Annotated in this window: 9 protein-coding genes; 1 reads left to right on the plus strand and 8 read right to left on the minus strand. The window is 38.7% G+C overall.

The features are described from left to right. Nucleotides 1-1,158: 1,158 nt before the first annotated feature. The 3 genes from Q0L00_RS05060 to Q0L00_RS05070 all read right to left on the minus strand — a co-directional run bounded on the left by Q0L00_RS05060 (nucleotide 1,159) and on the right by Q0L00_RS05070 (nucleotide 6,379). On the minus strand, nucleotides 1,159-1,791 hold the full coding sequence (locus Q0L00_RS05060) for a hypothetical protein (protein ID WP_297335781.1): 633 nt from the start codon (nucleotides 1,789-1,791) through the stop codon (nucleotides 1,159-1,161). A 460-nt stretch (nucleotides 1,792-2,251) separates the two neighbouring features. After that, entirely contained in the window at nucleotides 2,252-4,141 is a 1,890-nt protein-coding gene (gene htpG / locus Q0L00_RS05065; RefSeq protein WP_297335782.1) for a molecular chaperone HtpG, read from the minus strand. 456 nt (nucleotides 4,142-4,597) lie between these two features. Next, complete coding sequence (locus Q0L00_RS05070) at nucleotides 4,598-6,379, minus strand: glycoside hydrolase family 15 protein (protein WP_297335783.1); 1,782 nt, start codon at nucleotides 6,377-6,379, stop codon at nucleotides 4,598-4,600. Nucleotides 6,380-6,505: 126 nt separating this feature from the next. On the opposite strand from Q0L00_RS05070, the gene Q0L00_RS05075 reads away from it, so the two are divergent. Then, complete coding sequence (locus Q0L00_RS05075; protein WP_297335784.1) at nucleotides 6,506-6,631, plus strand: hypothetical protein; 126 nt, start codon at nucleotides 6,506-6,508, stop codon at nucleotides 6,629-6,631. Between the two features lie 32 nt (nucleotides 6,632-6,663). Here Q0L00_RS05075 and Q0L00_RS05080 read toward each other — a convergent pair whose 3' ends face one another. From Q0L00_RS05080 to Q0L00_RS05100, 5 genes are all read right to left on the minus strand, one after another. Continuing rightward, complete coding sequence (locus Q0L00_RS05080) at nucleotides 6,664-7,803, minus strand: 6-bladed beta-propeller (protein WP_297335785.1); 1,140 nt, start codon at nucleotides 7,801-7,803, stop codon at nucleotides 6,664-6,666. Nucleotides 7,804-7,854: 51 nt separating this feature from the next. Further along, nucleotides 7,855-8,088 carry a hypothetical protein gene (locus tag Q0L00_RS05085; protein ID WP_297335786.1) on the minus strand — a complete coding sequence of 78 codons (234 nt, stop codon included), beginning with the start codon at nucleotides 8,086-8,088 and terminating at the stop codon, nucleotides 7,855-7,857. Nucleotides 8,089-8,392: 304 nt separating this feature from the next. Continuing rightward, on the minus strand, nucleotides 8,393-8,917 hold the full coding sequence (locus tag Q0L00_RS05090; protein ID WP_297335787.1) for a hypothetical protein: 525 nt from the start codon (nucleotides 8,915-8,917) through the stop codon (nucleotides 8,393-8,395). After that, on the minus strand, nucleotides 8,910-10,031 hold the full coding sequence (locus Q0L00_RS05095; RefSeq protein WP_297335788.1) for a 6-bladed beta-propeller: 1,122 nt from the start codon (nucleotides 10,029-10,031) through the stop codon (nucleotides 8,910-8,912). The genes Q0L00_RS05090 and Q0L00_RS05095 overlap by 8 nt, the downstream gene beginning before the upstream one ends. Nucleotides 10,032-10,501: 470 nt before the next feature. Beyond that, the gene (locus Q0L00_RS05100; protein WP_297335789.1) at nucleotides 10,502-11,593 is read right to left on the minus strand and encodes a BF3164 family lipoprotein; all 1,092 of its coding nucleotides are present in this window, start codon (nucleotides 11,591-11,593) and stop codon (nucleotides 10,502-10,504) included. Nucleotides 11,594-11,930 lie beyond the last annotated feature (337 nt).

The following is an 11,930-nucleotide window of genomic DNA, read 5'->3' on the forward strand; positions in this document are numbered from 1 at the left end:
ATGTATTCGACCATATCATGGACACCAACATCCAGAAAATACAGGAACTCCTGCCCAATTATTATAAACTTTTCATTAATAAAAAATCAAACTAAGCAAAGACGGGGTTGCTCGGGTGGATACCAATATACAATTCAGTTGGTCGACAGACCGCAAATATTGCATTTACATTATTGCATCTTTCATACTGCATTTCATATCTCCAGGCAGCGGACGCTTCATTTACACATAATAGCCCAAAAAGGCCTAAAACAAATATCGACTTTTTCATTTTCGATTAATTTATGGGTTGAAAATTCATTAAAAAGCCCTCAGCGCCGAAAACTTGAACTAAACATACCCCCCCCCAATCAGAAAGTCAAGAATTTGACTAAATTTTTTCAAATTTACCACCTAAGCAATTGACTATCAGTTACAACAAATTTCGTTCTAGAAATATTCATATTTATAACTCACTGAAATACAATTTATTAATAAACAACTGTTTTTTTAAGTTATAAAATGCCCGTAAAGAAAAATCTTACACAACTTGTCTCGAATTTGTTTCGGGAGCGGGATGATTAAAATGGGCATTCCATCTGACCTCTAAAAAACAAATTATTAACAAATCAAGTACTAATCATGGTGTATGAATAAAAAATCCCCGTCGAGTTGACGGGGATGGGGCTAACCTTTGGGTTTTGTGAAACCCCGAAGGTTAAATCATACCAACGGATTTTTTTACAAATACAGCTAAAATATTATCTTTGGATATATTTAGATATTTTCAAACATTAGCAATAATTTTTACTTATTAATAATAAATTAATAAAAGAGATAACTTTGAATCCAAAACAAAGTTTTTAAGTCAAATCAGGTAATCCTAATATTTCAACAATTAAATAAAATCTAAGCCTTACTTCACCCCGAATAAAATTTCTTTATAAAATTTAAATCTATAAAAACCGAACATTTTTCTAAAGTCATTTGGCTTAATTATATCCAGTGATTTCAATCTAAAATAATCAATAATAGGCCTATAAATAAATGCTTCAAATACAATAAATATTGCAAATAATGAAACCGGAATTAAAGCATTAAAATATAAACTTAAAATTATCACTAACGGAATGTTTACAGTTATGAAATAGATAAACAGATTTTTCATTTCATATATATTTAAGATACTGAAGCCACTACTGCACATGCCCCTAGTACAGTTGGCATCCAAAGCCCTAAGGTAGCAGACGTGAATACAACATCCATTGCAATATTCGCAACATTTGAATCAAATGGAGCAGCAACTGTCCCAACGCAATCATCGAAATCAGACCACCAACCATATAACCTAAGATTATCATAGAATTCGCCCCTCATTATTTCAATAGCTCCATCTGGAAAATGAATAACTTCAAGAATAAGTTGCCCCTCCAATGTAGTCAACTTACTTTTGATACTTCCGTTCTTCAATGCTTGGCTTTGTGAAAGAACTTCAAATTCAATTTCATTGTCTTCATTAAAAATAAAAGACAAAGCTGAATTTTTATCATTTTTATTCACTACTGCCATTCTGATCAGCCCTTTCTCTTTATTAACTATTTTGATCAGATCAGAAGACGAATATTCAATTGTAGCCAATCTAGCTGAAGAACCTTTATTCAGCCACGTATCGAATGCCTCTTTTTGGCTAATTGATGCCGGTAGATATTCAACTTTTGCCTTGGACAAATCCTCTAAGTCACCGTCTTTTCCAATACACGAAAAAAAAGATATTACAAAAACAGTGAAAATTAATCTTGATAAGATTTTCATAAAATTAATAATTAAGTTGAATTTAAATTAACTTTTTTAGCGCTAAAAACTTGAAACAAACTTATTCCCCCCATTCAGAAAGTCAAACAATTCACTAATAAATCTACAATTGTATACCATAAGAAGTTGATTATCAGTAATAAATATTTTAGTCCTCAAAATAATTATACTTCTAACCTACTGAAATACAATTTATTAATAAACGAGCTGATTTTAGTGATGAACAATAGGATAACGAGTAGGAATGGAAAATTAAAAAATCCCCGGCGATTCGACGGGTTAAAGTAAACCTTTGAGCCCCAAGAAAATCAAAAAAGACCTTCGATGAGGTCTCTATTTTAGATCCTAATTTCAATAAAAGACTATCGAGATCATGAACACCTCAAGGATCAGAATTCTTTATTCGTAAAAATCAAACCCTCCGAGGGATTGAATACCCTCGGAGGGTAAATTATGACCCTTAAATCAATTCAACACTGCGCTTCACAAAGGCAGTCAGATCTTTCCCAGTTAGAAGTCCTTGAGACAGTTTTGCCAAGTCAAAGGCTTGCTTGGCCAACTGCAGTTGGGCTTCTTCGCCTTCAGCTTTCAAAATTTTGTCCACTACGGGATGGTTTCCGTTGATCGCCACTTTATAGCTGTCCGGCATTTGCCCGTAGAAACTCATCGGGCCTCCACCGCCCGTTTGGGCCATGTCTTTCATGCGACGCATCCACTCTTCCATGGTGATGGTGACCGGCATTTCCTCCGGGCTGAGTCCTTCAATCTCTACCGAGTAGGACTTGTTGTCGATCGCTTTTTCGAAGAGTTCCTTCACCTGCTTGCTTTGATCTTCGGTGAGCAAGTTAGCATAGGAATCTTCTTTTTGAATCAGCTTTTCTACCACATCGGCATCGACCCGCTTGAGTTGGGTTTTGTCGAGCTTGGTTTCAATATGCTGAATAAAGTGACTATCGATTGGCGAATCTAAAATCAACACATCGTAATCCTTTTTATTAGCCGATGCAATGAAACTATCCTGCTTATCCACATCTGTGGCGTATAAGAAGATCGTCTGATCGTCCTTATTGGTCTGAATGGCCTTTACTTTCTCGGTATATTCATCGAGGGTAAAGTACTCGTTCTTGGTGTTTTTCAGCAGGGTAAATTCCTTGCCTTTCTCATAGAACTTATCCTCGGAGATCATCCCGTACTTCACAAAAAGACCAATATCATTCCATTTGGCCTCATAAGCTTTTCGGTCTTTTTTGTACAGTTCGGAAAGTTTATCGGCAACTTTTTTGGTGATGTAATTATTGATCTTTTTCACGTTTCCGTCTGCCTGCAGGAAGCTTCGGGATACGTTTAATGGGATATCCGGAGAATCGATTACTCCGTGCAACAACATCAAAAACTCAGGCACGATATCCTTCACCTCGTCTGTGATAAATACCTGACGGCTGAATAGCTTGATTTTATTGCGCTGCAACTCAAACTCATTCTTCACTTTCGGGAAGTACAATACTCCGGTCAAGTTAAATGGATAGTCCACATTCAGGTGAATCCAAAAAAGCGGATCCTCACTCATCGGATAGAGTTCCTTGTAAAAATTCAAATAATCCTCATCTTTCAGATCATTAGGCGACTTGGTCCAAATCGGGGAAGTGGTATTGATGATATTGTCCACTTCGACGGATTTCCACTTCTTCTCACCTTTATCGTCGACGCCGTCTTCTACCGATTCACTCTTGGTGCCAAATTTGATCGGAACGGGAAGGAATTTGCAGTATTTGTCCAAAATGACCTGCAGCTTCCACTTATCGAGAAACTCCTCGGAGTCTTCGTTGATGTGGAGAATAATGTCTGTACCACGGGTTTTTCGCTTGCCTTTTTTGATTTCAAACTCGGTGGAACCGTCACAAGTCCAAATGGCAGGTTCGGCTCCATCCTGATAGGAAAGCGTATGGATTTCTACATTTTTGGCCACCATAAAGGCAGAATAGAATCCCAAGCCGAATTTCCCTATGATTTCGTTGGCATCCTTAGCGTCTTTAAATTTCTCAACAAACTCAGTCGCACCGGAGAAAGCAATCTGATTGATGTACTTTTTGATCTCCTCTGCGGTCATCCCAAGTCCTTTGTCAGAAATGGTGATGGTTTTCTTTTTCTCATCAAAAGCTACTTCTACCGTGATATCTCCGAGTTCGCCATTGTACTGACCTAATGTGGCCAGGCGCTTAATTTTCTGCGTGGCATCGACGGCATTAGAAACCAATTCGCGAAGAAAAATCTCATGATCTGAGTAGAGGAATTTTTTGATAATGGGGAAAATATTCTCGGTATGAATCGAGATGGTACCTTTTTCCTGCATGGTATAAATCGTTTTAGTGAATACAATAATTGACAAAGGGGAATTATCAATGCCTGTTCCAATCAAGAAAAAGTGACAAGATGGCAGTTAATGAAATTAAAAAGCTAAATTGAGAAGGCTGAAACATGGAAATAGCTTTGTGCAAAACACTAAAGCCTTCTGGCCTTGGTTCACATCCCCTCAAGCAGAAAATTAGAGCTTTCTATTGAGACACTAACAGCAGTATCAAATTGATTGGAGGTAAATTTTCTGTTTTGGCACTAACATGAGTGTGTTCGCTATTTGCGAAATCAGCGGATTATTCAGCAGAAATCAGCGGGAAGAACAGGCTTCCTACCATGAAATACTTCCTCTTCAATTCAAGCTGCCACAGACTGGAATTCTAGGGTTGTCGTCTGGAAAGAACAGACGACAACCAGTCTTTAAATTTCAATTCGTGAATTTGTGGCTTTAACCCTACAGAAAATTAGGCCGATCCAGCTTTTTGCCAATCCGGAAAGCCGCATTCATCAAGCCTACATGGGAATAGGCCTGAGGAAAATTGCCCCATTGACTACCTGTGGCTTGATCCACATCCTCGGAAAACAACTTAAGATGATTGCAGTACTTGGCCAAGGTCTCAAAACCTTCGATCGCCTCTTCCAATCGATTAACACAAGCCAGCGCCTCAATATACCAAAAGGCACAAATCAAAAAGGTGGTCTCTGGAACCCCAAAATCATCCATGTGCTTGTAACGATAAAAGAGAAAATCTTTGGCCAGCAAATCTTCTTCCAAGGCTTTCAAGTGGGCATTGGCTCGCTCCAAATCATCCCCAAAATAGCCCATGGTAATCAACTGGAGTGTCGAAGCATCCATGTGCTTGGATCCAATTGCCTGTCCATAAGCCTTACGCTCGGGAAGGTAGCAGGCTTCAATTTTTTTCACCGCCTCATCCCGGAGGAATATAGCCTTTTGATACATTTCCTCATTGCTTAATCGAATTCCGATTTTGGCAGCAGCGCAGGCTCCCGCCCAGTGAAACAAAAAGGTATAGCAATGCTCCTGAGCCAAGTTTCTAAACTCCCACAATCCCGCATCTTTTTCATGCATGGTTTCCTCGATTTTATCCAGCAAATTCATAATCATGGGTTCGGAATAGCTTTTTTCCTTTGCCGTAAAACGCTGATCGGAATAAAGCGGAAGCAGTGAAACCAAAACCTGTCCGTAGAGGTCATTTTGGATATGGGTATAGGCTTGGTTTCCAAATCGAACGGGTTTGTTTCCCAAATACCCCGAGAGTTCGGAGATTTCTTCAGTCAGCAGCCAGTCTCCCGTAATCGAATAAAGCGGCTGATAGCGCCCATCTGGGCCGGTAGGCAGATTTTGAATATATTCAAAATATTTTTCCAGTTCTTCAAAGTGACCGATGGAATTGAATGCGGTCAGCGTATAATAACTGTCTCGAATCCAGCAATAGCGGTAATCCCAGTTTCGGGTCGAACCTGGAGACTCCGGCAGAGAAGTGGTCGAAGCTGCAATAATTGCTCCTGTATCTTCGAATTGGTGAATTTTCAATATCAAGGCCGATCGCAAGACCAGTCGCTGATGAAAACCGGAAATACTGGTCGATTTCACCCAAGACTGCCAATATTCAGCAGTGGACTGTAAAAAGCGCTCGGAAGTGGTCTCAATCGGAGCCTCAAGTGGCCTGCCATAGGTAAAAACCAAATAAACCGGACGCTGAAGCACGAAAGCCTTTCCTTCACAAACATAGCTCAAGGGAGCATTGGTTGTCAGACGCACTTCCTGATCGATTCCCATATAGCGAATATGATTGGAACCGACGCTAGGCCGGAGTTGCACCTGGCCCCGGTCGGTGACGGGTTGACATTCGATACGGATTCGCGGTGAACCGGAAAGCGGCTCCACCTTCCGAATCAGCATCAAAGGCTTGTAGTAGCGGTCGTAATTTTTAAAACGAGGGGCAAAATCGGTGACTTTATACCTTTCATTCCCACTGCTAATGGTCGTTTCTAGAATATTGCTGTTTTCCAGATAGGCCTGAGAAGATTCAAATTCAGGATTTTCCGGTAGAATGGTGAATTTCCCTCCCTTTTCCCGATCAAGCATTCCCCCAAAGACAAAGTCAGAGTCAAATCGGGGCATGCAAAGCCAGGAAATATTGGTGTCTTTTTCGATATGGGCGATATAGGCACAGTTACCGATCAAGCCGGATTCGTAGAGGTGTTGGTTCATTGAAATTTTACTTAGGTTTGAGAAAAAAGTGCGGCTATTGGGTAGGAGGCAAATAAGCAAAAATGGAAATGGAAAGCAAAAAACTACACCTTACTTTCAATGGGATTTATCCAAAAATTGAATTACATGTATATCCGATTTCTTACCAATGGCGAAATTGAACAGCCCAATTATTTCGAATTGATGAATGAACCCGGCATCCGTCATTTCACATACAGTTTGATAAAAAAGAAAATTAATCAACTGGGATAATTACCAAAACTTATAACTTTTAACAGCATAGGTTAACTAAATTCCTCAATCTTAAAGAAAAGCAGTAAAAACTCCTCAGGCTCCAAGTCCTCCATTTGATTGGCGGCGGCCTCTAGGCTCTTGTTCTTTGAAAAATCCCAATTCCCATTTTCGCCAGCCTTCAGTACCGCAATAAACTCTCCGTTTTGTCCCAAACCCAAAACTCCATCAAAACCGAGGTCACCAATTTCGTTTCGGACAAATTCCTCGGTATCATAAATCTTGTTAGTAGACTTTGAGAGAAGTCTACCTTTGATTCTCGGATATTTAAATGTTGTGAACGAAAGGAAATTTTTGTTTTGAAAAATATCAAAAATGCCAATAAACATTTGGCTTTCAACAAAATATTCTAACGGACGGGGATGGTTACCATAATCGATTTTCGAAATCGGAGCTTCGAAATCAAAAATATAGTCAACTGAAATTTTACGACTCTTTGCATTGTAGCGAAAAATGGTATCTCTATTCCCAACAGTAAAATTAAAATTATCCTTATTAATTTTGGAAATAACATTCCTCCCATCCAATGGAGTCATGTCTAAATAATCGACAAAAGGGATCGATGATACAACCAATTCTTGATTTTCGTATACTTTTAAACCATCTTCTGCATTCAGGGAGCCATTATTGATCAGAATTTCAAAATCGCCTGATGACAATAAGTCCAAATATTTAATATTCTCATTATATTTCTCCTCCTTGATAAAATTGCCGTCAAGATCAAAAAAATACTTTTTTCTATAATCCATAGGAATTAGAATAAGTAAATCTTTTTTTTCATCATAATATATATTTTCCAAATTCTTATATTCACCTGGCCCTTCACCAATTCTATAGATATGATTTAAATACTTGCCCTTTTCGTCAAAAATAAGAACACTATTTCCAATAGTTTTATCAACTAAGATAATCCGTTTTTTAATCGCTAATACCTTGTATATACTTCCAACTGGCGCAAAGGTATTTTTTGAAAACCTGACTATCCGAGCAGACTTTATGGATAAATTTTCAACAGGAGCAATTGACTGAATCTTTATCGGATGAGAAGGCTCAACCTCCGTAGATTTTTGATTGCATGAATAGGTTAAACTCAGAGAAAAGAATACTAGAATATAATAAAATCGATTGATCATATTTTTTAAAATAAAAACGCGGGTCGATCTGACCCGCATTCAGTCATTTTATCAATTCGTGAAAGAACAAGAAGTAGTAGCATCAGCATTACAATCAATACCATCAATCATTCCCCAGAAGTTCGTCTTTCGACCACAAACAGTAACTGTTATGGTTTCACCATCGATATCTATTGACTCTTCACAATCCCCTTCTCCCGCTAAAACTTGAGCATTTGCAATGGAGCCACTATATGGAAAACATAAAGCAGCCAGGAAGAGCACTCCGTAAATTAATTTTTTCATGTTTTAAAGAATTAGATTTTACTAAAAAGTTTTCGGCCCAAAAACGACTTCAACTCCGAAGCTGAAACTAACTTATTGAGTTCGATTTTTAATCGCAAATCTGATAACGGAAAAATGGCCATTTATTCCATCAGTGGCGTTTTTTTTTTGCAGACGTTTACTAATCAGCTAGAAGTAAAGTTTTTTCGAGCGGATATAGTCCACTCCCCCCTCTGGCAGCAGGTAGCGCACAGCTCGCTCCTGCTGAATCGCCTCTCGAATAAAGGACGCCAAAACACCTGAAAAGGGATGGAAAACAAAAAATCTACTCCTCGCTTTCGATGGGTTTCATCCCGAAATGCTCTTCCAATTGACCAACTCGATCATTGGGCATCCCTAAATTGTATTGTTCAAGTATCCGATTACCTTCAACCAAAAAACTGAGTAAGCCCTTGTTTTCCAATTCTACGTATTTGAGCTGGTTTATTTCAAAAAATTCATCTTTTGGATCCAAATAGACCGGATAGGGAAAATCCCGCTTTTCGAAAAAAGATCTGATCTCTTCGGGGCTTCTCTTTCCATCTTTCCATTCTCCTGCCAAATAGACTCTTACGGATAATTCAGGATAAGATGCAGCAAAGTCTTTCCACTTCACAATATTATCAGTAAAAATATATAAGGATAACTTTGAATAATTTAAATAAATAATAGCTTTTTCCTCGCAGTCAAGACAAGGGGGATTACCCTGATGAATGATTTCCAGGTTTTCAGGAAAAATCATTTGCTCCGGAGCACTATGACAAGAAAGGACTAAACAGCTTAAGAAAAAGTAGGCCAGTAATTTATTCATCGAATTGAATTTTTGTCTTTAGGATAACCGGATAGTCAAACTCTTGCTCAGGAATTTCTTTTTGGATTTTTTCCAAAATGTTTTGTGGAAGGCCATCTAGCATCACGGATCGATAGGTCAAAAACATGACTTCTCCGTCTTCAATCCCAATGGGATAATGATAGAGAATATCCTCATTTAGGTTGGTGGATAATTTTTGGACTTTATCGGTAGATTTATCGATAAATACCAATTCCTTGAAAATGCCTTCAGGCTTCTGAACATGAATGCTAAGTAGCATCAATTGCTCATCCTCAAAAACCCCATGAAGATTGGCAAAGCCTGACTCACTCATTTTGCCAAAGCTTTCCATAATATCCTCCTCCCAAAAGTAGTCGGGGATGGCGTAGCGCCCAAAATCCATTTGGGCAACTCGCTCCAGCGAATCATTCTCAAACTGATACACATACGGTTGAAAGGATTCGATCAGATGGAGGTCAGTTTGGTTTTGAAAAAAATTCCGTTCGGTCATCGGCAAAAGATTGTTTTGATAGGTATTTTCCAAAAAAGCGGAGAGCTCATTTCCTTGAGCGTCTGTTTTTATGAGTCGATGTTGGGTAAAAGGGAGATTGTAACTCCCATAAAGCAAATATTCTCCGGAAGGCAATTTGGTAAAGGAACTAGCTAGGTAATCCGTTTCGAAAATCGTTGATATTTCACCTGCTTCAGAGATATGAAAAACCGTAGCTTGATCACCAATTCCAGAAAGCACCTCCACACTCCCGTCAGAATTGATAAAGAAATCATCCAAATCTTTCAGGTAACCCGGTCCATCACCCACTTGAGCAACAGCACCTCGATATCCACCTTCTCTGTCAAATCGGTGGATCACATTTTTGGAGTTTTCGTCCATAAGGTAAAATGTGGATCGATTAAATCTCACCCGGATATCAGTCCCCATGAGATTTTCAGAAGTAGTTTCCAGAGGGATGATTTTTTGAATAGTAAGCTCACTCTTTTCAGCTATTTCCAGATCATTCAATACTAATTTCTTATTTTCTAAATCTCCATTACCTGTACAGGATAAGCAAAAAATGAAAATGAACAACCCTGATGAGAATTTTTTATGCTTCATTAATTTATTCTTGTTAGAAAGAGCTGTCTTTTCATGAAATGAAATGACAGTCTTTATTTTAATATCCTTCACAATTCAAACACCCTTTTTCAACAGTTCTACATCGTTCGCTCGTGAATTCGTTGTCACAATGATAAACTGTAAAATGTCCATTGCAGACGACCATTTTTTGATAGCATGGAGGTTTAGAATCTTCAATACCACCAGGATCAGGCTCAGTTTGACTGAATCCCACATTAGTCATAAACGCCTTGCCCCTAAAAAGGCTTATCCAAACAATACCTTCTTCATGTATTTATTTGTTTTGTTAGTTTAAAAACTTTTGGCCCAAAAGTAGCTTCGACCCCGAAGCTAAACCTAATTTATTGGGTTTCATTTTTAACCGCAAACCTGAGCACCGAAAAGCATTAACTTAATCCATCAATGCTGATAATTTTGCTGTTGGTTTTAAATATGATTTGCCCATCAATTCAATACTCAAACCGGACCAGATTAGGTTCCCGATCCACCGTGACCCCGTAGATGATCCTATTTTCTTCGTCCACTGCAATCCCATATACGGGCATATCCAATTGATACTGATTGAGGATATTTCCTTCATAATCAAATTCAAATACCCGGTTTAAATTGTCTGGGCTACTAAGTTCTCGAAATGGTTTCCCCCTAAACAAGGTGAAAAATGAATCCTGTCCCAAAGTTACATCAGAATATCTAGTCGTTTTATCCCGTCCAAAATCCGGCATTTGATATCCCATCGAATACCCAATATCAAAATGTTGAAGCTCAGGTGATGGACCTATGATGGTTTTGGTATGATACCCATCCAAATTGATGATATCTATATAATCGACACTCCTTCCTGCTTTTACAACCATTTCACCATTTGGGCTGGACTTTATCGGGCCTTGGAAAATGGAACTGATCAAATTGGCATCCAAATCTTCGGGCTGATACCCGTTGGGCAATCCCCAACTTTTGACATGATCTCGCCAGTTTCCCATTAGATGAAGAGTATCCCCTTCCCTAGTCAAATGAAGGTATTTAGTCATCCCATCCACTGCACCTCCAAATAATAATTGATTTTTTGTCCAAGTCAATTCTGTCAAAAAAAAGCTGGTCTCCGGGGAGCGAAATTCTTCCTCTGCCAGTAAACTGCTATCCCTAAGATCATATTTGGAAAACTTCCTGATTTCAGGATCATAAGCCCATACTTTTCCAGACTCTTCAGCCTCCTCGATTTGGGAGATGACGGTAATCTCCCCTGGTCCCATTCCGTCCTTTCCCTTGGATCTTAAATATTTTCCGGATTCTTTATCTATAACATGAAATTTTTTATCGTAAATATTTTTTCGTTCAAAAACCAGGATGAAATCATCAGTCAGCAGTAAACCTCGCGGATTGGTGATTTCCTCAATCCCGTATTTTTCCCCAGTCAATTGAATGGGATCCGGTAAGTCTTCTTCAGAAAAATAGATAATATCATTTTTTGAACCGGAATTAGTGTCACAGCCCAAAAAAACAGAAACAAAAAAAATGCTTGCAATAAGTATACTTCTATGCATAAATTGAAATAGTTAAGTGGGAGGCAAATTCCTCCCACTAGGTTGATAATTAACTACAGGTTTCGACACATCGTGTCCAAGTTGATTCAGCAACATTTCCATAGTACGGATGTTGACAACTGTCCTCCGATTGGCAGCATACACCACCCCAACTATTTGTAGCGGAGCCATCAGGACAAGGTTCCTCTTCTTCCTGGGCATTAACCGGAATGCCCGAAAACGCCATAGCCCCCAAAAAGGCTAAACCAAATAATACTTTTTTCATTTTGTTAAAGAATTAGATTTTACTAAAAAGTTTTTTGCCCAAAAACGACTTCGTCTCCGAAGCTGAAACTAA

The organism is Algoriphagus sp. (assembly GCF_024305035.1).
Taxonomy (GTDB): Bacteria; Bacteroidota; Bacteroidia; order Cytophagales; family Cyclobacteriaceae; genus Algoriphagus.

Coding starts and splice junctions, on each gene's coding strand:
- Q0L00_RS05060 (WP_297335781.1), bottom strand. CDS start 1,791: ATGAAAATCTTATCAAGATTAATTTTCACTGTTTTTGTAATATCTTTT.
- Q0L00_RS05080 (WP_297335785.1), bottom strand. CDS start 7,803: ATGATCAATCGATTTTATTATATTCTAGTATTCTTTTCTCTGAGTTTA.
- Q0L00_RS05085 (WP_297335786.1), bottom strand. CDS start 8,088: ATGAAAAAATTAATTTACGGAGTGCTCTTCCTGGCTGCTTTATGTTTT.
- Q0L00_RS05075 (WP_297335784.1), top strand. CDS start 6,506: ATGTATATCCGATTTCTTACCAATGGCGAAATTGAACAGCCCAATTAT.
- Q0L00_RS05070 (WP_297335783.1), bottom strand. CDS start 6,379: ATGAACCAACACCTCTACGAATCCGGCTTGATCGGTAACTGTGCCTAT.
- Q0L00_RS05090 (WP_297335787.1), bottom strand. CDS start 8,917: ATGAATAAATTACTGGCCTACTTTTTCTTAAGCTGTTTAGTCCTTTCT.
- Q0L00_RS05100 (WP_297335789.1), bottom strand. CDS start 11,593: ATGCATAGAAGTATACTTATTGCAAGCATTTTTTTTGTTTCTGTTTTT.
- htpG (WP_297335782.1), bottom strand. CDS start 4,141: ATGCAGGAAAAAGGTACCATCTCGATTCATACCGAGAATATTTTCCCC.
- Q0L00_RS05095 (WP_297335788.1), bottom strand. CDS start 10,031: ATGAAGCATAAAAAATTCTCATCAGGGTTGTTCATTTTCATTTTTTGC.